We start from the raw sequence: 23,806 nt of genomic DNA, 5'->3' as shown, positions 1-23,806 counted from the left end.
CGACAGAACATGACGTCGTTGGCCGAGTCGCCCGCCGCCCTCACCCGCACCACCATGCTCGCCGACGTGACGTCGGCCGCCGTGCTGGGCGACGTCCGGACGTGGGTCGACGCCGCGGCACGGCTGCTGGAGCCGGAGACCGTCGTCTGGTGCGACGGGTCGGACGGCGAACGGCGGACGCTCGTCGCGCAGATGGTGCGCACGGGCACGCTCCTCCCCCTCGACCCGACGCTGCGACCCGGCAGCTACCTGGCACGGTCCGACCCCGACGACGTCGCCCGCGTCGAGTCGCGCACGTTCATCTGCCCGGTCGACGAGGCCGACGCCGGCCCGACCAACAACTGGCGCGAGCCCGACGCGATGCGCGCGGAGCTCGACGGCGTGTTCGCCGGCGCCATGCGCGGACGGACCCTCTACGTCGTCCCGTTCTCCATGGGCCCGGTCGGCGGACCGTTGTCCCAGGCGGGCGTGCAGCTCACGGACTCGCCCTACGTCGTGGTGAGCATGCACGTGATGACGCGCGTGGGCAGCCAGGTGCTCGACCTGATCGAGGCCGGCGCGCCGTTCGTGCCCGCGGTGCACTCGGTCGGGGCACCCCTGCGAACCGGCGACACCGACGTGCCCTGGCCGTGCAGCCCGACGAAGTACATCGCGCACTTCCCCGAGACGCGCGAGATCTGGTCGTTCGGGTCCGGCTACGGCGGGAATGCTCTTCTGGGCAAGAAGTGCTTCGCCCTGCGGATCGCGTCCGTCATGGGACGCGACGAGGGCTGGCTGGCCGAGCACATGCTCCTGATCCGGCTGACCTCGCCCCAGGGGCGGCGGTACCACGTCGCCGCGGCGTTCCCCTCGGCGTGCGGGAAGACGAACCTGGCCATGCTCGTCCCCACGCTGCCGGGCTGGCAGGTGGAGACCATCGGCGACGACATCGCATGGCTGCGTCCCGGGCCCGACGGGTCGCTGCGCGCGATCAACCCCGAGGCCGGCTTCTTCGGCGTCGCCCCCGGTACCGGCGAGGCGACCAACCCGTCGGCGATCGAGACGATCCGCCACGACACGATCTTCACCAACGTCGCCCTCACCGACGAGGGCGACGTCTGGTGGGAGGGGCTGACCCCGGAGCCGCCCGCCCACTTGGTCGACTGGACCGGTCAGGACTGGACGCCCGCGTCGGGCCGGCCCGCGGCGCACCCGAACTCCCGGTTCACCGTCGCCGCGGCGCAGTGCCCGACGATCGCCCCCGACTGGTCCGACCCCGAGGGCGTCGTTCTGGACGCGCTCGTGTTCGGCGGTCGGCGCGCCACCAACGTGCCCCTGGTCGCCCAGGCGGAGAGCTGGGAGCACGGCGTGTTCATGGGCGCGACGATCTCGTCGGAACGCACCGCCGCCGCCGAGGGCACGGTCGGGGAGCTGCGCCGGGACCCGTTCGCGATGATGCCGTTCTGCGGGTACGACATGGCCGACCACTGGGCGCACTGGCTGCGCGTCGGCGCCCGGCTGGACCGCGAGCACCGCCCTCTGGTGTTCCAGGTGAACTGGTTCCGCAAGGACGACCAGGGCCGGTTCCTGTGGCCGGGCTTCGGCGAGAACTCCCGCGTGCTCGCGTGGATGGTGGACCAGGTCGACCGCGCGCGCGGCCGGCGCACGGACGTCGGCGCGGTGACCAGCCCCGTGGGGCTGCTGCCCGCCCCGGGCGCGCTGGACACCCGCGGCCTCGACCTCGACGACGACGCGCTGGCGCAGCTGTTCGAGGTGGACCCCGGCTCGTGGTCCCGCGAGGCCGACCTCACCGAGGAGTTCTTCGCGACGTTCGGCGACCGCGTGCCGGCCGCGCTGCACGATCGGCTCGCCCACCTGCGGGCCGCGGTGACACCCGCCGAGGCGTGATCCTGCCGTCGGGCCGCGGCACCCTCACCGAGTTGCCCGATCGTGACACTCAGGACCCGGTGGCGCGTCGGTAGGAGTCTCCGTCGTGGCCGCCGGTGCGGTGCCAGCGGCCCGTGACCGACGGCGTACCTCCGATCCGGGCGGTCCCGCGCCAGGTGTAGGTCGTCGGCCACCGGCGGAACACCGGCACGACAGTCGTCACCAGGCGCATCAGCCACGGCAGTGGGCCGGGCCGCCAGCGCTCCAGGCCGTCCAGGTCGACGTGGACCTGGTCGTGGTCTCGGACTGCGGACCACCTGCCGCCCGTGATGCGGGCACCGTCGATCGTCACGTGCCAGCGGCCCTCCGTCAGCTCGCCGTCTGCCATCGTGCGAAGGTCCGGCGACGGTGCCAGCCGGACCTGCGCGGTGTGGTTGTCGCACACAGCCGTGACCGTCCCGCTGGTGCCGATGGTGACTCCGCCGCCGGTCGGCTGCTCAGCGGAGTCGGGGTTGAGCTCGACGACCGCGACGGACGCCGCGTACTTGATCAGGTGCCGGCGGTGCATCCGCGCGCCCGGAAGCTGCCCGAGCGCGGCGGCCCGTCCGTCGACGTGGACGGAGGGCTGTGTCGCGGTCACGCGCACGAGGTCGAACGCGTTCATCCAGACCAGCAGGAGCGAGGTCGGCCGCCGGATCCCGGCGCTCACCGGCGCCAGGAGGCGCGCGCGGCGACGCGGGACTCCGTCACGGTCGTCGACCCGGAGCTCGATGAGGCGGCCGTCGACGTCGGTGAAGCGGACCTCCGCGTCCACGCCGTCGTCGGCGACGGCCAGACGCGCGACATCGAACGGGGTCACGTTCCACGACCGCGTGCCGCCGCCGATCTCGTAGCCGCGACGGTCGAGCCGCAGACCAGGCTGGAGGTAGTAGTCGACCGTGCGGTCCTCGCGCCGTGACAGGAACGCCAGCATGCCGGTGCCGTGCACGTCGTCGTCGAACCACTGCAGCTCGACGCCGTCGTACACCGGGTCGTCGGCGAGCTCCGCGTTGAGCAGTGCTGCGAGCCGGTCGATGCGGAGCGTGATGGGCGCGACAGGGGCGTCGGGCAACTGCGGACCTGCCTCCCGCTCCTCGGGTTCGGGAGTAGCTGAGCGCACCGGTGGCTCCTTCGTCGTCATCGTCGTGGTGCTCGCAGCCCCATCGAACAGCTGCCGCCCCGCCGGGACGAGAGCACAACGTCCCGCACAGGGGCGTGACCGACGAAGGGGGTGGGAGTGTCCGCAGACTCCCACCCCCTGCTCGTACTGCCGAGGCACTGGCAGTACGACTCGCTCGACACCCCGACCAGCCAGGGTGTCGACCGCGCTCGTGGGGTCCTCCTCCCCCGTCAGTGGATGGAGATCCGGCGCAGCGAGCTGGCGTCACGGGTGGCTACGACCCGCAGCACGTGCCGCCCCGCCGTGAGGAGCAGGTCCTCCCAGCGGCCTGGAGCAGCGGAGGACCCCAGGCCGACTCCGTCCAGATCGACGTCGGGCACCGGACCGTCGGCGGTCACCACCACGGTGGCCCTGCGGCCCTCGTCGACGTGGATGTCGTAGGCCACCCACTCGCCCGCGTCGAGGTCCACGACCACGTCGCGCTCGACCGCGCCCGGCCGCCCGTCGATCAGGTCGAAGTGCAGGTCGGTGTCGGAGTCGTACCGCAGCGCGACGCCATCGTCCTCACGAAGCCCCGGCAGGGTCGTGCGCGCCCGCACGTGGTGCGACGTGCCCGGGCCGCGGAACGAGAAGCCCATGGCGGGCAGCTCGACCGGCACGCGCCGCAGCAACGCGTTGACGATGGTCGGCCGGTACGCGCAGGACTCCACCCGCACCGCGTCGACCAGCCGGTCCAACGTCGACCACGCGTCGTCGGGCGACGGCCTGGCACCATGACCGGCGGCGTAGGCGACCACGTCGGCCCAGCCGGCGGGAGGGATGACCGAGAACGGGGACGTCACCGTGTCGAGCTTCTTCCAGGTCCAGAAGTTCCACGAGATCCGGTGGTCCTCGTAGAGCTGGAACGCCGTGGCGAGCCAGGCGGGGTTGTTCTCGCCACCCTCCCCCATGTACACGGGCAGGCCGAGGTCGCGGCCGGTGCGGACGAACCGTTCGATGCTCGGGAAGTCGGGGGCGGACCAGTACTTGTGGAACTGCAGCATCGAGTTGGGGTCCCACACCTCCGTGAAGATGCTCCAGTTCGTCGACCAGTGGGTGCCCTCGTAGATGAGGAGATGGGCCGTGTCGACCTGCCGGATCGCGGAGGTCAGCTCGAGGTAGAGGTCGACCAGACGGTCGGCGTAGAGGTCCTGCCACTGGTTCGGCAGCGGTTCGTTGAGCAGGTCGTAGCCAGCCACGACGGTCTCGTCGGCGTACCGGGTGGCGATGGCCCGCCACAGGTGGACGGTCCACGCGCGGTAGCGGTCGTCCTCGAAGAGCTCGGGGCGGTTGTTCGGGGAGTCGTCGATGTTCGTCCCGGTCTGACCGCCGGGCGCGCCGTGCAGGTCGAGGATCACCCACAGGCCGTGCGCCCGGCACCAGGCGATGGTGCGGTCGATGAGCTCGAAGGCGTCGTCGCGCAGGGCGCCCTCGTCGTCGAGCATGAGCCGAGAGTTGATGGGCAGACGCACGTGGTCGAAGCCCTCGCCGGCGATCCTCGCGATGTCGGCATCCGTGACGAACGCGTCGCGGAAGCGCACCCAGAACTCTCCCGCCCTGTCGGGGCCGACGAGGTCGCGCACCAGCGCCTCGATCTCGCGCGGCGACTGCGGGCCGCCGTCGAAGCCCCACATGTACCCCTCGGGCAGGAGCCACGTGCCCAGCCCGATCCCCCGCAGGAGGAGTGGCCGGCCGGTGCCGTCGACCAGCGCGCCCTCGTGAGCGTGCACGTACCCGTCGTAGGTGGCCGGCCCGCGTCGGGTGGGCGTGGTCATGGGGGTCCTCCCGGACGGGATCGGTGGGGCGCTCACTTGAGCCCCGACAAGGTGAAGCCCTGCACGATGTAGCGCTGGAAGATGACGAAGACGACGAGGATCGGCACGACCATCACGGCGGCGCCCGCCATCTGCAGAGACGGGTTGGTGGCGACCTGCTGGTTGAGCAGCGCCAGCCCCACGGACAGGGTGTAGCGGGACTGGTCGCCGGCGATGACCAGCGGCCACAGGAAGCTGTTCCAGCCGGCGATGAAGGTCAGGACCGTCTGCACGGCCAGGATCGGGCCGGACATCGGCAGCACCAAGGACAGGAAGATGCGGATCTCGCCGGCGCCGTCGATCCGGGCTGCCTCGAGCACCTCGTCGGGGATGGTGGTCATGAACTGGCGGAACAGGAAGATGCTGAACGCGCTGACCAGCGTGGGCAGTGCGATGCCGACGAGGGTGTTGGTCAGTCCGATCCGGGCGAGGATCAGGTAGGTCGGGATCATGGTGACCTGGACGGGGATCATCATCGTGCTGAGCACCAGCGCGAACAGCAGGCCGCGGCCGCGGAACTGGAACTTGGCGAACGCGTACCCGGCCATCGCCATGAGCAGCAGCCCGACGAAGCCGATGGCGACCACGACCAGGGTGTTCACCAGGTAGCGACCGAAGTCGAGGGTCGTGAACAGGTAGCGGACGAACTCGAGCGTCGGCTCGGCGGGAAGCAGGCGTGGCGGGTAGGCGACGGCCTCGGAGCGGGGCTTGAGCGCGCTGAAGATCATCCAGAAGAACGGCAGCGCGGTCGCCGCGGCACCGACGATCAGGACGAGGTTGGTGACGAGCCGGGACGGCTGCCGGGTCGTCCGCCGGGGTCGTACGGGTCGCGTGTCAGTGGTCATCGGAGCCCCGCAGGCGCAGCTGGACCACCGTGACGACCGCGATGATCACGAACAGGACGAGCGATCCGGCCGAGGCGAACCCGAACTGGTTGTACCGGAAGCCCTGCTCGTAGATGTACAGGGAGATCGAGGTCGTGGCGTCGTTCGGTCCGCCCTGGGTCAGCACGTAGGGCTCGTCGAAGAACTGCAGCCAGCTGATCACCGTGGTGACGGTCACGAAGAAGATCGCGAACCTCAGCAGCGGCACCGTGATGCGGCGGGTGCGCTGCAGCTCGGTGGCGCCGTCGAGCTGAGCGGCCTCGTCGTACTCGTGCGGGATCCCCTGCAGGGCCGCCAGGAAGATGATGATGTTCAGGCCGGTTGCCCGCCAGACGGCGACGAGGCCGACGGAGAACCGCGCCCAGGTGGGGTCGGACAGCCATGGGACGGGGCCCAGCCCGACCAGCGAGAGCAGGTAGTTCAGCAACCCGAACTGGCTGTTGTAGAGGTAGCCCCAGACCAGCGCGACCGCCACGATCGCGGTGATCGCGGGGAGGAAGTAGAAGGCGCGCAACGTGCTGGCCAGCCGTCCGCCGCTGCGGTGCAGCAGCAGGGCGACCGCGAGCGACGCGACGACGATGACCGGCACCCCCACGACGGTGAACGCGCCGGTGGTGCGCAGCGCGTTCCAGAACTGCGGGTCGGCGACCAGCCTGCGGTAGTTCTCCAGGCCGACGAACGAGACGCTGGACGGGTCGGCCAGGCCGCTGATGTCCATGTCGGTGGTGCTGACCACCCCGGCCACCAGGATGGGCAGGACGGCGAACGCGACCAGCACGACCATCGCGGGTGCGACGAACGCGTAGGGGACCCAGCCGCCGCGGTGGCGGCGCGACGGGCGTGTGACGGGTGGCGCTTGCAGGCGCGGTGGAGCGAGGACAGTCATGGTGGGCTCACCTCGGCGGTGGGGCCGGCCGTACCGGCCCCACCGCGTCTGCTAGTAGTTCGACTGGATCTCGTCGGCCTTCGCGTAGAAGGCGTCGAGGGTGGACTGCTTGTCGGCGCCCGTGGTCGCGATCGCGGTGAGCGCGCTGGCCATCTCGTTGGCGACCAGGTCCCAGCCCGGGACCATCGGGACCGTCTGCGCGTCGTCGAGCTGCTCGACGTACACCGACAGCTGCTCGTCACCTCGGCCCGCGAGCTCGGTGAGCGCTGCGCTGCTGGTCGGGAGCTCGCCGACCGCGTCGTACCAGGCGATCTGGTTGTCGGGCTGGGCGAGGAAGTCGAGCAGCTGGGCGGCCTCGTCGGGGTGCTTGCTGGTCTTCCAGATGCCCAGGTTCGAGCCGGCGAACAGCGAGGTGCCGGTCTGGTCTGCCGGAAGGGTCGTCACCGACCACGACCCGTCGAGCTCCGGGGCGGCGTCGCGGATCGCCTTGGCCAGGTACGGGCCGGAGACGACCATCGGCGTGGCGCCCGACACGAAGCCCTGGGTCTGGTCCCAGTCGGTGGCGGTCGGCGCGGAGCCGTCCTCGAAGAAGCCGAGCCAGTGGTCGGCAGCTGCCGCGAACTCGGGCGACCGGAAGTCCACCGCGCCGTCGGCGTCGACCACGTCACCGCCGGCCTGCCACGTGTACTGGACCGGCAACGTGTTGTCCCAGAGCGGGATGTAGTAGCCGAACTGGCCCTCGCCGCGCTGGGCGAGCTCCTTCGCCACCGACCGCATGTCGTCCCACGTCGTCGGTGCGGCGTCATGGCCCGCCTCGGCCAGGATGTCCGAGCGGTAGAAGAGCACCCGGGTGTCCGACACCCACGGCACCGAGAGCGCGACGCCGTCGGTGCTCAGGTTCTCCGGGGCGACGGCGTCCGGAAAGTTCGAGGGAGCCAGGGCGGGGTGCTCGGCCAGGACGTCGGTGAGGTCGGCGAGCACGCCCGCGTCGGCGAAGGTGGGCAGCAGGGACAGCCCGATCTGCACGACGTCCGGCCCGTCGCCGGACGCGACCGCGGTGGTGAGCTTGTCGTTCACGTTCTCCCACGGGATGGCGTCCACCTGCAGCTTGATGCCGGTGTCCTCCGTGAACGCCGCGGTCAGGTCCGTGAAGGCGGGTCCGGCGTCGCCCATGACCCAGACCTTCAGGGTGGCCGAGCCGCCGTCCTCGACGGCCTCCGCCGTGTCGCCGCCTGTGCAGGCGGCCATGGTGAGCACCAGCGCGGCGCTGGACAGCGCAGCCGTGGTGGTCCCGAGTAGTCTCCTCATCGAGCTATCTCCTCTTGGTAGGGGTGGTTCTCTCCAAGGAACCGGGGCTGTCCTAGCCGATCGCCCCGGTTCCGACTCACCGGACCGCGGCACGCTCCCGCACGCGCGGCCGGTCGATGAATGCCTGCAACGGCATGAGTGCGGCGCCGAGAGCGACCGAGTCACCCTCGAACCGGCACAGCTCGATGGTGAACTGACCGCCCGGCCGCTCGAGGCTGAGGCGCCGGACCCGTGCGGTCAGCTCGTCGCGACGGGCGGGCAGCAGCCGCAGGCCGACCCAGCCCCCGAGCACGATCCGTTCCGGGTTCAGCAGGTTCACGAGGTTCGCCAGGGCCGTGGCCAGCACGTCGAGCGTCTCGTCGACGACCACGGCTGCATCGGCGTCACCAGCATCGGCGGCCGCGACGAGCGCGCTCAACGCCCGCCACCCCTCGCCTGTCTCGCTCGCACCGGTCGCCCGCCAGCGCTCGAGGATCGCGTGCGCCCCGACGTACGCCTCGAGGCACCCCCGTGCACCGCAGCGGCACTCGGGTCCGTCGCCCAGGCCCAGCTTGGTGTGGCCCCACTCCCCTGCCGACCCGAGCGCACCACGCACCAGGCGACCGTCGCAGACGACGCCCAGGCCGATGCCTCGTCCGAGCAGCCCGACGACTGCGTCGTCCGCTCCGCGCGCGGCCCCGAACCACAGCTCGGCCACTGCCAGCGCGTTCGCGCCGTTGTCCGCGAACACCTCCAGTCCCGGTGCGGAGACGAGGTCCGCGACCAGGGTGGGCGTCCAGCCCAGGCTCTGCGCGTACAGGGTCGGGTCCGCGGCCGCGCCGCGCGCGGGGCCCACGACACCCGGCAAGCCGACGCCGAGACCGACCAGCGTGGCCTCGAGCTGCGGGTTGCGCTCCCGGACGGCCGCCACGGCATCGGCGAGGGCGGCGGAGATCTGCGCCGGGTCCGCCGTGGATGCCGGGGCCTCCCGGAACTCCCGGTCCAGCCGGGTCATCGAGAGGTCGAACAGCTCGACCGCGACGCCACGCTCGCCGACGTCGGCACCCAGCATGTGCGCGCCGGCGGCCCGCAGCGCCAGCCGCGCGATCGGACGGCCTCCCTCCGAGGGGACCGAACCGACCTCCTCGACGACCCCGTCGTCGATCAGCTCGTTCACCACGTTCGTGACGGTGGCCGGCGAGAGCTCGCAGTCGGCGGCGAGCGTCGCCCGCGTCGTCTCGCCGGACAGGACCAGCGTGCGCAGAACCTTGGTCCGGTTCTGCTGGCGCAGGTCGCGTGTCGTTGCCACCGTCATGAAGCCTCCTTACTTCACGACTTAGATTAAGAAAGAAATGTTCTCCCGTCCAGTATCACCAGATCACGATGTGGTCACGGCGACCCGGAGCTGGCCGCGTCAGGGGATCTGGACGTCGCAGGTCGGGATCGACAGGTCGCCGCGACAGTTCGCGGGGCACTGGGCGACCACCTTCGCGATCGCGTCCTGGACGTCCTTCATGCGGGCGGCGAGGTCCTGCGCCATGGACCCCGCCACGCGCGCGAAGACGAGGTAGAGGATCCAGGCGAGGACGTAGGCCAGGACGAGCGCCCAGAGGATGACCGAGATCCACCCGAGGCCCAGCCAGAGCAGGACGATCGCGACGACGATGATCACCAGCAGGTACCAGAGCGAGATGCTGACGATCGGCTTGAGGACCCGCAGGATGGCGGCCACCGTCTTGAGGCCGTTGCACGTCGATGCGAACGCCGTCCGCGCGCTCGCCAGCTCGGCCTTCGCGTCGAGGCAGGTGGGTGCGTTGCACGGGTTGGGCGGAGGAACCGGCGGGCCGCCGCCGTCGACCGGGATGACCATCGGGAACCACTCGCCTCGTCGGCTGGAACGGGAGCTCAGCGACACCCGCCCGCCCATCGTGCACCTGCTGCTGCACCGAGGAGAAGGTGTCCCGGGTGAGCGGACGACAACGGCCCCGGTGCTGCTCCGCGACTCTCGTCGCGGGCTGCACCGGGGCCGCATGTCCGTCAGCACCTGTTGGCCTTCGCCCACCGCGCCCGCTTGTCCTTGTTGCGCGCGGCTTGAACCGCCCCCAGCGCCATTGGGGGCTGTCGAAGATCAGCCACCCGGACTGTGGCCGTCCATCGCTCTCGTAGCGACGCGTTCCACATCCGGGCCGATCCTTCGTGATGGGATGCTGACACCATCACGCAGACCGGGAGATCCAAAGTTGAACTATACACACTCTCTGGTCAGCTGTCGAGTTCGACCCTGACGGGGACGCCGACGAACGCCGCCAGCCGGTCGAACGACGCCCGCAGCGCGCGCATCTGCGCGTCGTCGAGCGCGACGGCCAGGTGCGGCTCCGCCACGATCTCGGCGCGCTCCACGACGCGCCGCCACCAGCCGACGACCTGGCTGTCGAGCACCAGCGGCTGGATCACCTGGTTCGTGTTCGCGGGGGCGATGCGCAGGTCGGCGATGTTCAGCGCGGACCGGCCCTCGGTGTACGCGACCCCGTACTCGTCGTACCCCTGCAGCACGTGGACGGTGGGCGAGGGGTCGCGGCGCGGTGCCTGCGCGGGTGCGAACCAGTACGTGATGCCGTCGACCTCGACCGACGTGAGCGTCTCCCCCACCAGCGCCAGCCCGCGCCGGACCTGCGTGAGCGTCAGGCTCGACCACCACGAGAAGTCCTTGACCGTGGCCGGCCCGTGGCTGACGAAGTACCGGCGGGTCAGCTCGGCGAGCGCCTCGTCCGGGTCGAGTGCCGGGGTCGGCGGCACGCGCTCGTCGAGGAGCGCGTAGGTGCGCTGCTTGCCGCGCAGGACGCCGCTGACCACGACGGCGGCGAGCTCCGCGGCCATCAGCAGGTACGCCAGGCGGATGCCGCTCGCCTCGATCCCGGCCCGCGCCAGGGCGTCCTGCACCTCCGTGCGCGTGAGGTGGTTCCCGCCCTGCAAGGCCTCGGCGATGGCAGCCGTCGCGCGGTCCACGAGCTCCTCGTCGATCCCCGACTGCCGCTCGTAGTAGCGGCTGAGCTGCCGCACCCGGGGTCCCGTCAGCGCCTGGATCCAGCGGACGTCCTCGGGCGCGACGAAGTGCCACGTCGCGCGCAGGGCGTGCGTGCGCAGGATCGCGCCGGAATCGAGCAGCGCCTGCACCGCTGCGTCGTCGGCGCCGGTGGTCCGCTGGCCCAGCGACCACCTCGCCATCGCGTACTCCTGCGCCTGCGAGGCGCCGAGGTGCCGGACGACGGCGCCGGGATCGGGGAGCGGCGGACCGGACAGGTGCTGGTTGTGCAGCCGTCGGTGTGCGACCTCGAGGCGGTCCATGGCTGACGATCTTCTGCGTGTGGGCGGACGGTGGCAAGGTGGTCGAATCCGGACACAGTCGAAGGAGACCCCCATGGCGACGCACCTGAACCCGTACCTCAGCTTCCGCGGCACCGCCCGGGAGGCGATGGAGTTCTACCAGTCCGTGTTCGGTGGCGAGCTGAACGTGAGCACGTTCGGCGAGTACGGCGCGAGCGAGAACCCGGCCGAGGCGGGCAAGGTGATGCACGCGAACCTCACGACGCCCGGCGGGATGGTGCTCATGGGCGCCGACACCCCCGACGTGATGGAGCTCGCGAGCTCGAGCGCCATCTCGTGCTCGCTCAGCGGCGAGGACCTGCCCGAGCTGCAGGGCTACTGGGACGGCCTCAGCGCCGGCGGGACCGTCACCGTGCCGTTCGAGCAGGCGCCCTGGGGTGACACGTTCGGCATGTGCACCGACAAGTACGGCGTCGACTGGATGGTGAACGTGGCCGCACCGGAGTGAGCGTCGACTGCGTCGTCGTCGGGGCCGGTCCCGCCGGCCTCGCGGCGAGCGCCGCGCTGACCGCGCGCGGGATCGAGCACGAGGTGCTCGAGCGGTCACGGGTGGGCGAGTCGTGGCGGTCCCGCTGGGACTCGTTCCGGCTGAACACGCCCGGCTTCCTCAACCCGATGCTCGGCCCGGCGCCGGAACACGAGTACACGCCGCGCGACGAGGTCGTCCGGCGGCTCGAGTCCCTGGCGTCCTCAGGCCCCGTCCGCACGGGCGTCGCGGTCACGGCGCTCGTGCCGCGGCTCGACGGGCTCACGCTGGAGACCTCGGCCGGACCGGTGCACGCGAGGGCTGTGGTCGTCGCGACCGGCGCGGAGAACGTCCCCCGGGTGCCGGCGTTCGCCGCCGACCTGCCGGTGGTCCAGCAGACGACCACGACGTACCGCTCCCCCGACGGGCTGCCGGCGGGCACCGTGCTGGTGGTCGGCAGCGGCCAGTCGGGCGTGCAGGTGGTCCGTGACCTGATGGCGGCGGGTCGACGCGTGCTGCTCGCGACGTCGCCGGTCGGGCGGCTCCCGTCGCCCTATCGCGGCCGTCCGATGATCGCGTGGCTCGCCGCGGCCGGCTTCTTCGACCAGCGGCCCGCCGACGTGCCCGAGGAGCTGCGCCGCCTGCCGAACCCGCTCGTCGTGCCGGGTGGGCCAGGGCCGGACCTGCGCCGGATGGCCCGCGAGGGGTTGCCGCTGCTGGGCCGGGTCACCGGTGCCGGCGGCGGCCGGCTGCAGGTCGACGACTCCGTCCGGGCGAACATCGCCGCCGGTGAGGCCTTCGCCGAGCGCGCACGCACCCTCGTCGACGGCGCGATCGACCGCCTCGGCCTGGACGCACCCTCGGCGGACGCCGAGGACGCCGACACCTCCTACCCCGTGCGCGAGGACGCGGAGCTGGACCTGCGGGACGAGGACGTGACCAGCATCGTCTGGTGCGCCGGCATGCGCGGCAGCCACGGGTGGCTCCCGGCCGAGCTCCTCGACGACCGTGGTGTCCCCCGGCACGTCGACGGCTCAGCGGACCTGCCGGGCCTGTGGTTCCTGGGACTGCGGTGGATGCGTCGACGTGGGTCGTCCAACTTCGAGGGCATGCCGACCGACGCGGGTGCGGTCGCGGACGCGGTCCTGACGCACCTGTCCGCACGCTGACGAACGGCCCCTCGGCGCACGCGCGACGTGATGGGGTGTCCCCCGTGACCTTCCTGCAGCCTCACGACCGCGTCCTGCTCACCGGAGACTCCGTGACCGACTGGGGCCGCGACCGCACCGACCCCACCAGCCTCGGGCACGGTTACGCGGGCATCGTGGCGGCGCTCGCGGGAGCTCGGCGGCCGGACCTCGACCTCACGTTCCTCAACCGCGGCGTCGGCGGCGACACCTCGGCGATGCTGCGGGCGCGCTGGGACCAGGACGCCGTCGCGCTCGCGCCCACCGTGGTGTCGATCCTGATCGGCATCAACGACACCTGGCGCCGGTACGACGCAGGCACGGCGACCTCGACCGACGACTACGAGGACAACCTCCGCGCAGTCGTGGGAACGGTGGATCGTCTCGTCCTCATCGAGCCCTTCGTCGTGCCCGTCACCGCTGCGCAGCACGCATGGCGCGAGGACCTGGACCCGCGCATCGCCGTGGTGCGCCGGGTGGCTGCCGAGCGTCGCGCGGTGCTCGTGCCGGCCGACGGGCTGTTCGCCGCGGCGGCGGCACGGACGGGCGCCGAGACGTGGGCGTCCGACGGCGTGCACCCGACGCCCGCCGGGCACGGGCTGCTCGCAGAGGCGTGGCTCGCGGCGGTGGGGCTCGCCTGAGCCGTCCGACTGGTGGGGACTCTTTGCGCCCGCGCCGACGTTGACGCTAGCGTCGTGGCCGATTGCGGTTCCGCACCCGCGGGACGCGACCGACCGAACGGTCTCGGAGGACGAAGCGATGCGCGTGCACACTGCCGCTCCCGCCGTCCTCGGGCGTGCCTGCGTGGCGCTGCCCTGTTGTCGCTGTCTGTAGAGCGCTGGCTGCTCTTCCGCGCGAGGATCCCCTGGACCGGGGACCGTCTCCCGCGCCAGCGCTCGCCCCGCCTCGTTCCGGACATCCCCTGCTGATCCGGACCGGCCGACCGGCGCCCGCGCGCCGCCGGACCCCAGACGCTCTGCTGCTAGTCAGTCCCCCACCCGCTGCCGGCATCCCCGGCAGCCTCGACCGAAGAGGAACCATGGCACGCATCTACGACGACGCGACGGCGCTCATCGGCAACACCCCGCTGGTCCGCATCAACAAGATCACCGACGGGGCCCCCGCCACCGTCGTCGGCAAGCTCGAGTTCTACAACCCCGCCAACTCCGTCAAGGACCGCATCGGCGTCGCGATCATCAACGCGGCCGAGGCGTCCGGCGAGCTCAAGCCCGGCGGCACGATCGTCGAGGCCACCAGCGGCAACACCGGCATCGCGCTGGCGTTCGTGGGCGCGGCCCGCGGCTACAACGTCGTCCTCACCATGCCGGAGACCATGTCCAAGGAGCGCAAGCTCCTGCTCCGGGCGTTCGGTGCGGAGCTCATCCTCACGCCGGGCTCCGAGGGCATGAAGGGCGCGGTGAACCGGGCCGACGAGATCGTCAAGGAGCGCGAGGGCGCCATCCTGGCCCGCCAGTTCGCCAACGAGGCCAACCCCGAGATCCACCGCACCACGACCGCCGAGGAGATCTGGGCGGACACGGACGGCGAGATCGACATCCTGGTCGCCGGCATCGGCACCGGCGGCACCATCACCGGCGTCGGCCAGGTGCTCAAGGCCCGCAAGCCGGGCGTGAAGATCGTCGGCGTCGAGCCGGCCGAGTCGCCCATCCTCAACGGTGGCGCCCCCGGCCCGCACAAGATCCAGGGCATCGGCGCCAACTTCGTGCCGGAGATCCTCGACACCACGGTCTACGACGAGATCATCGACGTCGACGCCGAGACGGCCGTCAAGGTCGCCCGCCGCGCCGCCGCCGAGGAGGGCCTGCTCGTCGGCATCTCGTCGGGTGCCGCGCTGCACGCCGCGACGCTCCTGGCGAAGCGCCCCGAGAACGCCGGCAAGCTGATCGTCGCGATCATCCCGTCGTTCGGCGAGCGCTACCTGTCGACCGTGCTGTACGCGGACCTGGTCGACTGACAGGTCCTGAGCACACCCACCCCACCGACAGGACGAAGGCACCGTGTCCGACCACCTGCACTTCCTGGCCACCCTGAGGGAAGACCTCGAGGCAGCCCGGCACCGCGACCCCGCGGCCCGGTCGCTCGCCGAGGTCGCCCTCGGGTACCCGGGGGTGCACGCGGTGTGGGTGTACCGGCTGGCGCACAGGATGTGGCACCAGCCCGGCCTGCGGCTGCCCGCGCGACTGATCTCCCAGCTCGCGCGGGCGGCCACCGGCATCGAGATCCACCCCGGAGCACGCCTCGGCCGGCGGCTGTTCATCGACCACGGCATGGGCGTCGTCATCGGCGAGACCGCCGAGGTGGGCGACGACGTGGTCCTCTTCCACGGCTCCACGCTCGGCGGCAAGTCGATGCGGCACGGCAAGCGGCACCCGACGGTCGGCGACAACGTGGTCGTCGGGGCCGGCGCCAAGATCCTCGGACCGGTGTGGATCGGCGACGGTGCGCAGGTCGGCGCCAACGCCGTCGTGATCCACGACGTCCCCGCCGGGGCGATCGCGGTCGGTGTGCCTGCGACGATCCGGCTGCGCCCGGTGGCCGCGCCGTTCGACGTCGAGATCGACGACCCGGCGATCTACATCTGAGGTCCCCGCCTCGGTGATACCCGGGGTAGCAGGTAGCCTGGCGCGGGCGTCGACGGCGACGCCGGACCGGAGGACTGACGATGCGGCTGGGCTACCACACGGGCTACTGGTCGGCGGGCCCTCCGCCGGGTGCGCAGGAGGCGGTCCTCGGCGCCGAGCAGCTCGGGTTCGACTCCGTCTGGACGGCCGAGGCCTACGGCTCCGACGCGCTCACCCCGCTCGCGTGGTGGGGCTCGCGCACGTCGCGGATCCGGCTCGGCACGGCGATCGCGCAGATCTCCGCCCGCACCCCGACGGCCGCGGCGATGGCCGCGCTCACGCTCGACCACCTCTCCGGGGGCCGGTTCGTGCTGGGGCTCGGCGCCTCCGGGCCGCAGGTGGTGGAGGGCTGGTACGGGCAGCCGTACCCGCGCCCCCTCGCCCGCACGCGCGAGTACGTCTCGATCGTCCGCCAGGTGCTGGCGCGCGAGGCGCCCGTGACGTTCGACGGGCAGTTCTACCGGCTCCCGCTGGGTCCCGAGGAGGGCTCCGGCCTGGGCAAGGCTCTGCGCTCGACGGTGCACCCTCTGCGCGCCGACCTGCCGATCCACCTGGCGGCCGAGGGGCCGAAGAACATCGCGATGTCGGCGGAGATCGCCGACGGCTGGCTGCCGCTCTTCTACTCGCCTCGGATGGACGGCGAGTACCGCACGCTGCTGAGCGAGGGCTTCGCGCGGCGCGCTCCCGAGCGGACCCCGGTGGACGCGTTCGAGGTCGTTGCGACCGTGCCGGTGGTGATCGGCACCGACGTCGAGTCCGCTGCGGACAGCGTCCGCCCGTTCATCGCGCTCTACGCCGGCGGCATGGGAGCCAAGGGGGCCAACTTCCACCGCGCGGTCCTCGACCGGCTCGGCTACACCGAGGCGTGCGACGAGATCCAGGCCCACTACCTGGCCGGCGACCGCGCCCGCGCGACCGCCGCCGTGCCGCTCGAGCTCGTGCAGGACATCGCCCTGGTGGGCACCGTCGACGACATCCGGGCCCAGCTGCCCGCCTGGGAGGGCACGGCGATCACGACGATGCTCGTGCAGGCCGACCCGCGCACCCTGCCGGCGATCGCGGAGGCCCTGCGCCCGACCGCCTGAGCCACCCGGAGACCGCCCGCGACGCCCCTCGGCGCCGCGGGCGGTCGCGTGTGCGTGGACGGCCGTTGCCGACAGTCGTCGGGAAGCGCTACTCTCGCGCTCACGTGGTGGATACGCGATCTCAGCATCTGAGAAATCCGGATCTTCCCACTCCAGAATCGTCACGAGGAAGGAACGGACCGCCATGACCGCTCGTCCGTCCCTCCTCATGTGTTGTCGGTCCGCGTGCTGTTCCCCGCACCGCACCGGCTCCTGACGCCTCCCCGCGTCTCCCCCTCGGCCTGACCGAGGGACTGCCGGTGCCCGCCCCTCGCGCGGCAGACCGGCCCCCAGCCCGTCCCGATCGGCCGCGCCCGATCCCCAGGACCCCCATGTCCCTGACCTCGACTGCGACCGCGCACGTCGCCCACCCGGTGACCCTGCGCGACGTCCGCCGCACGTTCGCCACACCCACCGGCCCGCGCGCCGTGCTCGCGGGCGTGGACCTCGAGCTCGCCGCGGGCGAGATCGTCGCGCTCGTCGGGCCGTCCGGCTGCGGCAAGTCCACGCTCCTGCGCCAGGTCAGCGGCCTGGACACCCCCGACGCGGGCGACATCCTCATCGACGGCTCCCCCGTGCGCGGGACCGACCCCCGGACGGCCGTCGCGTTCCAGGAGCCGCGGCTCCTGCCCTGGCGCACGCTCACGCAGAACGTCACGCTCGGCCTGCCGGCGGGGACGTCGCGGGCGGACGGCGCCGGTCGGGTGGCCGAGCTCCTCGAGCTGGTCGGCCTGACCGCGTCCGCCGGGCTGCGTCCCCGGCAGGTGTCCGGCGGCATGGCGCAGCGCGCGTCGCTCGCCCGGGCGCTCGCCCGCAACCCCGGGGTCCTGCTGCTGGACGAGCCGTTCGGCGCCCTCGACGCGCTGACCCGGCTGCGCATGCAGGAGCTCCTGCTCGAGGTGCACGCCGCCGAGCCGACCACGGTGCTCCTGGTGACTCACGACGTGGAGGAGGCGCTCTACCTGGCCGACCGCGTCGTGCTCCTGCGCACCCCGGAGGGCGACGAGACCAGCATCGCGCGCGTCATCGACGTGCCCGGGACGCGCCCCCGGGACCGCGCCGACGCCACGTTCGCCGGCCTGCGCGCCGAGCTGCTCGAGGGCCTCGGCGTCCCGACCCACCACATCGGCCCCGCCGAACAGGACAAGCACCACTCCATCTGACCTGCCCCACCCACCGACCCACCCCCGGGTCACCCACACAGGAGAGACGATGAGCATCCGCACCGCCGTGTCCGCCAGAGTGTCAGCGACCGTGCTCACCCTCGCGACCGCCCTGGCGCTCACCGGCTGCGTCGCCGGCGAGGACACCCCCGCCGTGGCGCCCGAGCCCGACTCCACCGCGTCGGCCGACGCCCCCGTCGAGTGGAGCGCCGACGTGCTCAACATCGACTTCGCGACCTACAACCCGCTGAGCCTGGTCATCAAGGACCAGGGCTGGCTCGAGGAGGCCCTGGGCGACGACGTCACGGTCAACTGGATCCAGTCCGCCGGGTCCAACAAGGCGAACGAGGCGCTCCGTGCGGGTGCCGTCGACGTGGGCTCCACGGCCGGGTCGGCCGCGCTGCTCGCGCGCTCCAACGGCTCCCCGATCAAAACCATCGACATCTACTCGCAGCCGGAGTGGGCGGCGATCGTCGTGCCAAAGGGTTCCGACATCACCGACGTCAGCCAGCTGGCCGGGAAGTCGGTGGCCGCCACCAAGGGCACCGACCCGTACTTCTTCCTCCTGCAGTCGCTCGAGGAGGCCGGCGTCCCGCTGGACCAGGTCGAGGTGCAGAACCTGCAGCACGCGGACGGCAAGGCCGCCCTGGAGAACGGCTCGGTCGCGGCGTGGGCCGGGCTGGACCCCTTGATGGCCGCCAGCGAGGCGACCGCGGGCTCGACGCTGCTGTACCGGAACGTGGACTTCAACACCTACGGCTTCCTCAACGCGACCGAGTCGTTCCTGGGCACGAGCCCCGACCTGGCGCAGCTGGTGGTCGACACGTACGAGAAGGCGCGGGCCTGGGCGATCGCCAACCCCGATGAGGTCGTCTCGATCCTGGCCGAGGTCGCCGCCATCGACCCCGCCGTCGCGGAGACCGTCATCACCAAGCGCACGACGCTCGACCTCGACCCGGTCCCCGGCGACGCGCAGCGCAAGGTGCTCGCGGTCGTCGGCCCGATCTTCGTCGCCAACGGTGACGTCCCCACCCAGGACGCCGTCGACAAGGCGCTCGACGAGCTGTTCGAGCCGTCGTTCGCCGAGAACGCCGACCCGTCCTGACCCCCCGCCTGCCGCCCCCGGGACTCTCGGGGGCGGCAGGATCCCTCCCAGGAGCTGACATGTCCGCACCGCCCGTCGCCGGCACGTCGACGCCGATCCTCGACCAGGAGGGTCGCCCGCACCGCGCGTTCAACCCGTTCGACAACGGCTCCCCCCGGCCGTCGTCGAAGGGTCCGCTCGACCGACGCGGCACACGCACGGTCGTCGGCCTGCTCCTCCCGCTCGCGCTGCTCGCGCTCTGGCAGTGGGTCACCAGCGCCGGCTTCGTCGCGCCCTACCAGCTGCCCAGCCCCGCGTCGGTGTGGGACGCCGCCGTCGACCTCGCGCAGCGCGGCCTCCTCGGCCAGTACGTCGCGATCTCCACGCAGCGCGTGCTCATCGGCTTCGCCATCGGCTCCGCGATCGGCCTCGTGCTCTCGGCCGTGGTCGGCCTCTCGCGCCTGGGCGACGCCCTGCTGGCCCCCACGCTCGGCGGCATCCGGTCCGTCCCCTCGCTCGCGTGGGTACCGCTGCTCATCCTCTGGATGGGGATCGGCGAGGACTCCAAGATCACGCTCATCGCGATCGGCGCCTTCTTCCCGGTCTACACCACCGTCGCGGCCGCGCTGCGGCACGTCGACGCGCACCTGGTCGAGGTCGGCCGGGCCTACGGGCTGCGCGGCGTGCGGCTGTTCGCGGGCGTGCAGCTGCCCGCGGTGCTCCCGTCGGTGGTGTCCGGGCTGCGGCTCGCGATGGCGCAGTCCTGGCTGTTCCTCGTCGCCGCCGAGCTCATCGCGTCGTCCATGGGCCTCGGGTTCCTGCTGGTGGACTCCGGCAACAACGGGCGCGTGGACCGGATCATCCTCGCGATCATCGCGCTGGCCCTGCTGGGCAAGCTGACCGACAGCCTCATCGGGCTGGCCGAGAAGTACCTGCTGAAGAGATGGGCATGACCTCCACGATCTCCACCCTGCAGACCGAGGCACGCACCTACGACCCCCCGCCGGCGTTCGACGCCAACGTCGGACCCGAGGCGTTCGACCGCGCCGACGCCGACCCGGTCGCGTTCTGGGAGGACGCCGCACGCCGGCTCGACTGGGCGACGCCGTGGCACACGCCCCTGGTCTGGTCGCCGCCCGTGGACGACGGACAGGGCGGGCTGACCGTCCCGGAGGCGCAGTGGTTCGTCGGCGGGCGGCTGAACGTGGCGGTCAACTGTGTGGACCGGCACGTCGACGCCGGGCGCGGCGACAAGGTGGCCCTGCACGTCGAGGGAGAGCCCGGCGACCGCCGCACGCTCACGTACGCGGACCTGCAGCGCGAGGTGTCCCGGGCGGCCAACGCGCTGACCGCCCTCGGCATCGGACCCGGGGACCGGGTCGTGGTGTACCTGCCGGTGCTCGCCGAGACGGTCATCGTGACGCTCGCGATCGCCCGCATCGGCGCCGTGCACTCCCTCGTGTTCGGTGGCTTCTCCGCGGAGGCCGTGCGGTTCCGGGTGCAGGACACGGGCGCCAAGATGCTGGTCACCAGCGACGGGCAGCACCGCCGGGGGCAGGCTGTCGAGGTGAAGTCCGCCGCGGACGAGGCGGTGGCCGGCCTGGACCACGTCGAGCACGTGCTGGTGGTCCGGCGGACCGGGCAGGACGTGCCGTGGACCGACGGGCGCGACGTCTGGTGGCACGACGTCGTCGACACCGCGCCCGACGTGCACGAGGCGCAGGCGTTCGACGCCGAGCACCCGCTGTTCATCATCTACACCTCGGGCACCACCGGGCGCCCGAAGGGTCTGGTGCACACGTCCGGCGGGTACCTCACGCACGCGGCCTGGGCGCACTGGGCGCACTTCGACGCCAAGCCCGACGACGTCCACTGGTGCACCGCCGACCTCGCGTGGGTCACCGCGCACACCTACGAGATCTACGGACCGCTGGCCAACGGGCTCACGCAGGTCATCTACGAGGGCACCCCCGACAGCCCGCACCGCGAGCGCCACCTCGAGATCATCGAGCGCTACGGCGTGACCACCTACTACACGGCCCCGACCCTCATCCGGACGTTCATGACGTGGTTCGGCGACGAGCTGCCCGGCGGGCACGACCTGTCGAGCATCCGGTTGCTGGGCACGGTCGGCGAGGCGATCAACCCCGAGGCGTGGGTGTGGTTCCGCCGCACGTTCGGCGCCGACCGCGCACCGGTGGTCGACACCTGGTGGCAGTCAGAGACCGGTGCCGCGATGATCGCGCCCCTGCCGGGGAGCACGGTCCTCAAGCCCGGGTCCGCCACGCGTCCGCTGCCGGGCATCTCGGCAAAGGTCGTCGACGACTCAGGCGTCGAGGTCGGCCCCGGCGAGGGCGGGCTGCTCATCGTCGACCGGCCGTGGCCCGGGATGGCCCGCACGATCTGGGGCGACCCGCAGCGCTACCTCGACGCGTACTGGCGGCGGTTCGCCGGGCACGGCGAGCACGGCGGGTACTTCCTCGCCGGCGACGGCGCGTCGTACGACGCCGACAGGTACATCTGGCTGCTCGGCCGCCTGGACGACGTCGTCAACGTGTCCGGGCACCGCCTCTCGACCATCGAGATCGAGTCCGCGCTCGTCGCCCATCCCGCGGTGGGCGAGGCCGGGGTCGCGGGCGTGCACGACGGCGTCACCGGGCAGGCCGTCGCGGCATTCGTCGTGCCCTCGTCGGCACCGGGACCTGTCGACGACCTCGACGCGTGGCTCGCCGCGACGGACGCGCTGCGCGAGGAGCTGCGCGCGCAGGTGGCCCACGAGATCGGGCCCGTCGCCAAGCCCAAGCACGTGCTCCTGGTGCCGGACCTGCCCAAGACGCGGTCGGGCAAGATCATGCGCCGGCTGCTCGCGCAGATCCTCGACGGCAGCGTGCTGGGCGACGTCACCTCGCTGCAGAACCCCTGGGCGGTCGACGAGATCGCCGCACTCACCGCACGGCGTACCGTGCTGCCAGCCGCCCGCACCAGCGCCTCCGAGGAGACCGCATGACCAGCCCCGACCACCGCTTCGGCTTCCGCACGCGGGCGCTGCACGCCGGCGGGATCCCCGACGCGACCACCGGTGCGCGCGCGGTGCCGATCTACCAGACGACGTCGTTCGTGTTCCAGGACACCGCCGACGCCGCCAACCTGTTCGCGCTCCAGAAGTACGGGAACATCTACTCCCGGATCGGGAACCCGACGGTCGCCGCGCTCGAGGAGCGGATCGCCTCGCTCGAGGGCGGGATCGGTGCGGTCGCCACCGCGTCGGGCATGTCCGCGGAGTTCATCACCTTCGCCGCGCTCGTCGGCGCCGGGGACCACATCGTCGCGTCGTCGCAGCTGTACGGCGGCACGGTCACCGCGCTCGACGTGACGCTGCGCCGGTTCGGGGTCGACACCACGTTCGTGCCCGGCACCGACCCCGCCGACTACGCCGCGGCCATCCGGCCCGAGACCAAGGTGCTGTACGCCGAGGTCATCGCGAACCCGTCCGGCGAGATCGCGGACCTGGCCGGGCTGGCCGAGGTCGCGCACGCCGCCGGCATCCCGTTCGTCGTCGACGCCACGCTGGCCACGCCCTACCTGGTCCGCCCGATCGAGCACGGCGCGGACATCGTCATCCACTCGGTGACCAAGTTCCTCGGCGGCCACGGCACCACGCTCGGCGGCATCGTCATCGAGTCGGGGCGGTTCGACTGGGGAAGCGGCCGCTTCCCGCAGATGACCGAGCCGGTGGCGTCCTACGGCGGGGTGCGCTGGTGGGAGAACTTCGGGGAGTACGGGTTCCTCACCAAGCTCCGCTCGGAGCAGCTGCGCGACATCGGCCCGGCGCTGAGCCCCCAGTCCGCGTTCCAGCTGCTCCAGGGCGTCGAGACGCTCCCCCAGCGGCTGGACGCGCACCTGGCGAACACCCGGGTGGTCGCCGAGTGGCTCGAGGCCGACCCCCGCGTCTCGTACGTCAACTGGGCCGGACTGCCCAGCCACCCGCACCACGAGCGCGCGAACCACTACCTGCCGCTCGGCCCCGGCGCGGTGTTCGCGTTCGGCCTGCGAGCGACGGACGACAAGGACGGCCGCACCATCGGCCGCGCGTTCATCGAGGCCCTGCAGCTGGCCAGCCACCTGGCCAACGTCGGCGACGCCCGCACGCTCGTCATCCACCCGGGATCCACCACCCACCAGCAGCTGAACGCGGAGCAGCTGGCCGCGGCCGGTGTGCCCGCCGACCTGGTGCGGATCAGCGTCGGGCTCGAGGACGCCGAGGACATCCTCTGGGACCTCGACCAAGCGCTCACCAGCGCCACCGGACGGACCCGGACGGGGGTCGCCGCATGAGCACGCGCACCTGGCAGGGACCGAGCGCGCCCGAGCGCCTCGCGCTGCTGCACTCGACGAAGTCCATCGCGATCGTCGGGGCGTCGAACAACCCCGCTCGCGCTAGCTTCTTCGTCGCCACCTACCTCCTGTCCAGCTCCCCGTACGACGTGTACTTCGTCAACCCGCGCGCCGACGAGATCCTCGGCCGGCCGGTGTACCCGTCGCTCGAGTCGCTGCCGGTGGTCCCCGACCTGGTGGACGTGTTCCGCCGCCACGACGACCTGCCGACCGTCCTGGACGAGACGATCGCCGTCGGTGCCAAGGCGCTCTGGCTCCAGCTCGGCTCGTGGCACGAGGACGTCGCCCGGCACGGGGAGGCCGCGGGGCTGACGGTCGTCATGGACCGGTGCGTGAAGATCGAGCACGCCCGGTTCCACGGCGGGCTGCACCTGGCGGGCTTCGACACCGGGGTCATCAGCTCCAAGCGCGCACTGGGCTGAGCAC

21 protein-coding genes are annotated in these 23,806 nt (G+C 72.1%); 13 read left to right on the top strand and 8 right to left on the bottom strand.

Annotated features, from left to right (window positions below; genetic code table 11):
- Window positions 1–9: 9 nt before the first annotated feature.
- Window positions 10–1,887, top strand: coding sequence for a phosphoenolpyruvate carboxykinase (GTP) (locus ASD18_RS13670; protein ID WP_082574056.1), 1,878 nt, complete (start codon window positions 10–12; stop codon window positions 1,885–1,887).
- A gap of 49 nt (window positions 1,888–1,936) precedes the next feature.
- Here the strand turns inward: ASD18_RS13670 and ASD18_RS13665 are convergent, their stop codons facing one another.
- The 8 genes from ASD18_RS13665 to ASD18_RS13630 form a co-directional block, all read right to left on the bottom strand.
- Entirely contained in the window at window positions 1,937–2,977 is a 1,041-nt protein-coding gene (locus ASD18_RS13665; protein WP_056092852.1) for a hypothetical protein, read from the bottom strand.
- Window positions 2,978–3,255: 278 nt separating this feature from the next.
- A complete protein-coding gene (locus tag ASD18_RS13660) occupies window positions 3,256–4,839 on the bottom strand; it encodes a cellulase family glycosylhydrolase (RefSeq protein WP_056092850.1) in 1,584 nt (527 codons plus the stop codon).
- 32 nt (window positions 4,840–4,871) lie between these two features.
- Window positions 4,872–5,723 carry a carbohydrate ABC transporter permease gene (locus ASD18_RS13655; RefSeq protein ID WP_056092846.1) on the bottom strand — a complete coding sequence of 284 codons (852 nt, stop codon included), beginning with the start codon at window positions 5,721–5,723 and terminating at the stop codon, window positions 4,872–4,874.
- The gene (locus tag ASD18_RS13650; protein WP_082574055.1) at window positions 5,713–6,648 is read right to left on the bottom strand and encodes a carbohydrate ABC transporter permease; all 936 of its coding nucleotides are present in this window, start codon (window positions 6,646–6,648) and stop codon (window positions 5,713–5,715) included. The genes ASD18_RS13655 and ASD18_RS13650 overlap by 11 nt, the downstream gene beginning before the upstream one ends.
- A gap of 51 nt (window positions 6,649–6,699) precedes the next feature.
- The gene (locus ASD18_RS13645) at window positions 6,700–7,956 is read right to left on the bottom strand and encodes an extracellular solute-binding protein (protein ID WP_056092844.1); all 1,257 of its coding nucleotides are present in this window, start codon (window positions 7,954–7,956) and stop codon (window positions 6,700–6,702) included.
- Window positions 7,957–8,032: 76 nt separating this feature from the next.
- Entirely contained in the window at window positions 8,033–9,250 is a 1,218-nt protein-coding gene (locus tag ASD18_RS13640; protein WP_056092839.1) for an ROK family transcriptional regulator, read from the bottom strand.
- Window positions 9,251–9,349: 99 nt separating this feature from the next.
- Entirely contained in the window at window positions 9,350–9,805 is a 456-nt protein-coding gene (locus ASD18_RS13635; RefSeq protein WP_056092836.1) for a hypothetical protein, read from the bottom strand.
- A 392-nt stretch (window positions 9,806–10,197) separates the two neighbouring features.
- The gene (locus tag ASD18_RS13630; RefSeq protein WP_056092833.1) at window positions 10,198–11,280 is read right to left on the bottom strand and encodes a winged helix DNA-binding domain-containing protein; all 1,083 of its coding nucleotides are present in this window, start codon (window positions 11,278–11,280) and stop codon (window positions 10,198–10,200) included.
- Window positions 11,281–11,353: 73 nt separating this feature from the next.
- Between ASD18_RS13630 and ASD18_RS13625 the strand changes: the two genes are divergently transcribed.
- From ASD18_RS13625 to ASD18_RS13570, 12 genes are all read left to right on the top strand, one after another.
- Window positions 11,354–11,767: a VOC family protein gene (locus ASD18_RS13625; RefSeq protein WP_056092829.1), complete on the top strand. Its 414-nt coding sequence runs from the start codon at window positions 11,354–11,356 to the stop codon at window positions 11,765–11,767.
- On the top strand, window positions 11,764–12,954 hold the full coding sequence (locus ASD18_RS13620; protein ID WP_056092826.1) for an NAD(P)/FAD-dependent oxidoreductase: 1,191 nt from the start codon (window positions 11,764–11,766) through the stop codon (window positions 12,952–12,954). The genes ASD18_RS13625 and ASD18_RS13620 overlap by 4 nt, the downstream gene beginning before the upstream one ends.
- A gap of 44 nt (window positions 12,955–12,998) precedes the next feature.
- Window positions 12,999–13,613: an SGNH/GDSL hydrolase family protein gene (locus tag ASD18_RS13615; RefSeq protein WP_056093647.1), complete on the top strand. Its 615-nt coding sequence runs from the start codon at window positions 12,999–13,001 to the stop codon at window positions 13,611–13,613.
- 398 nt (window positions 13,614–14,011) lie between these two features.
- A complete protein-coding gene (gene cysK, locus ASD18_RS13610; RefSeq protein WP_056092823.1) occupies window positions 14,012–14,947 on the top strand; it encodes a cysteine synthase A in 936 nt (311 codons plus the stop codon).
- A 43-nt stretch (window positions 14,948–14,990) separates the two neighbouring features.
- On the top strand, window positions 14,991–15,575 hold the full coding sequence (gene epsC / locus ASD18_RS13605) for a serine O-acetyltransferase EpsC (protein WP_056092820.1): 585 nt from the start codon (window positions 14,991–14,993) through the stop codon (window positions 15,573–15,575).
- Window positions 15,576–15,655: 80 nt separating this feature from the next.
- Window positions 15,656–16,699: an LLM class F420-dependent oxidoreductase gene (locus ASD18_RS13600; protein ID WP_056092817.1), complete on the top strand. Its 1,044-nt coding sequence runs from the start codon at window positions 15,656–15,658 to the stop codon at window positions 16,697–16,699.
- 371 nt (window positions 16,700–17,070) lie between these two features.
- Window positions 17,071–17,901 carry an ABC transporter ATP-binding protein gene (locus ASD18_RS13595; RefSeq protein ID WP_056092812.1) on the top strand — a complete coding sequence of 277 codons (831 nt, stop codon included), beginning with the start codon at window positions 17,071–17,073 and terminating at the stop codon, window positions 17,899–17,901.
- A 49-nt stretch (window positions 17,902–17,950) separates the two neighbouring features.
- Window positions 17,951–19,006 carry an aliphatic sulfonate ABC transporter substrate-binding protein gene (locus ASD18_RS13590; protein ID WP_056092809.1) on the top strand — a complete coding sequence of 352 codons (1,056 nt, stop codon included), beginning with the start codon at window positions 17,951–17,953 and terminating at the stop codon, window positions 19,004–19,006.
- A gap of 59 nt (window positions 19,007–19,065) precedes the next feature.
- Window positions 19,066–19,938, top strand: a complete 873-nt coding sequence (locus ASD18_RS13585) for an ABC transporter permease (RefSeq protein ID WP_056092805.1) — start codon at window positions 19,066–19,068, stop codon at window positions 19,936–19,938.
- Window positions 19,929–21,992, top strand: a complete 2,064-nt coding sequence (gene acs, locus ASD18_RS13580) for an acetate--CoA ligase (protein ID WP_156388015.1) — start codon at window positions 19,929–19,931, stop codon at window positions 21,990–21,992. The genes ASD18_RS13585 and acs overlap by 10 nt, the downstream gene beginning before the upstream one ends.
- Window positions 21,989–23,320, top strand: a complete 1,332-nt coding sequence (locus ASD18_RS13575; protein ID WP_056092800.1) for an O-acetylhomoserine aminocarboxypropyltransferase/cysteine synthase family protein — start codon at window positions 21,989–21,991, stop codon at window positions 23,318–23,320. Before acs ends, ASD18_RS13575 begins: the two co-directional genes overlap by 4 nt.
- Entirely contained in the window at window positions 23,317–23,802 is a 486-nt protein-coding gene (locus ASD18_RS13570) for a CoA-binding protein (RefSeq protein ID WP_056092796.1), read from the top strand. Before ASD18_RS13575 ends, ASD18_RS13570 begins: the two co-directional genes overlap by 4 nt.
- The last annotated feature ends 4 nt before the right edge of the window (window positions 23,803–23,806 follow it).

It is taken from the genome of Cellulomonas sp. Root137 (assembly GCF_001426725.1).
Lineage (GTDB): Bacteria > Actinomycetota > Actinomycetes > Actinomycetales > Cellulomonadaceae > Cellulomonas.
Note: the sequence above shows the minus strand (reverse complement) of the source record. Positions and strands in the feature narration are given on the sequence as shown.

Bases quoted from the DNA above. Each gene is read 5' to 3' on its own strand.
- ASD18_RS13670 (WP_082574056.1), top strand. From the start codon at position 10: ATGACGTCGTTGGCCGAGTCGCCCGCCGCCCTCACCCGCACCACCATG.
- ASD18_RS13660 (WP_056092850.1), bottom strand. From the start codon at position 4,839: ATGACCACGCCCACCCGACGCGGGCCGGCCACCTACGACGGGTACGTG.
- ASD18_RS13655 (WP_056092846.1), bottom strand. From the start codon at position 5,723: ATGACCACTGACACGCGACCCGTACGACCCCGGCGGACGACCCGGCAG.
- ASD18_RS13650 (WP_082574055.1), bottom strand. From the start codon at position 6,648: ATGACTGTCCTCGCTCCACCGCGCCTGCAAGCGCCACCCGTCACACGC.
- ASD18_RS13645 (WP_056092844.1), bottom strand. From the start codon at position 7,956: ATGAGGAGACTACTCGGGACCACCACGGCTGCGCTGTCCAGCGCCGCG.
- ASD18_RS13640 (WP_056092839.1), bottom strand. From the start codon at position 9,250: ATGACGGTGGCAACGACACGCGACCTGCGCCAGCAGAACCGGACCAAG.
- ASD18_RS13635 (WP_056092836.1), bottom strand. From the start codon at position 9,805: ATGGTCATCCCGGTCGACGGCGGCGGCCCGCCGGTTCCTCCGCCCAAC.
- ASD18_RS13630 (WP_056092833.1), bottom strand. From the start codon at position 11,280: ATGGACCGCCTCGAGGTCGCACACCGACGGCTGCACAACCAGCACCTG.
- ASD18_RS13625 (WP_056092829.1), top strand. From the start codon at position 11,354: ATGGCGACGCACCTGAACCCGTACCTCAGCTTCCGCGGCACCGCCCGG.
- cysK (WP_056092823.1), top strand. From the start codon at position 14,012: ATGGCACGCATCTACGACGACGCGACGGCGCTCATCGGCAACACCCCG.
- ASD18_RS13600 (WP_056092817.1), top strand. From the start codon at position 15,656: ATGCGGCTGGGCTACCACACGGGCTACTGGTCGGCGGGCCCTCCGCCG.
- ASD18_RS13595 (WP_056092812.1), top strand. From the start codon at position 17,071: ATGTCCCTGACCTCGACTGCGACCGCGCACGTCGCCCACCCGGTGACC.
- ASD18_RS13590 (WP_056092809.1), top strand. From the start codon at position 17,951: ATGAGCATCCGCACCGCCGTGTCCGCCAGAGTGTCAGCGACCGTGCTC.
- ASD18_RS13585 (WP_056092805.1), top strand. From the start codon at position 19,066: ATGTCCGCACCGCCCGTCGCCGGCACGTCGACGCCGATCCTCGACCAG.
- acs (WP_156388015.1), top strand. From the start codon at position 19,929: ATGGGCATGACCTCCACGATCTCCACCCTGCAGACCGAGGCACGCACC.
- ASD18_RS13575 (WP_056092800.1), top strand. From the start codon at position 21,989: ATGACCAGCCCCGACCACCGCTTCGGCTTCCGCACGCGGGCGCTGCAC.
- ASD18_RS13570 (WP_056092796.1), top strand. From the start codon at position 23,317: ATGAGCACGCGCACCTGGCAGGGACCGAGCGCGCCCGAGCGCCTCGCG.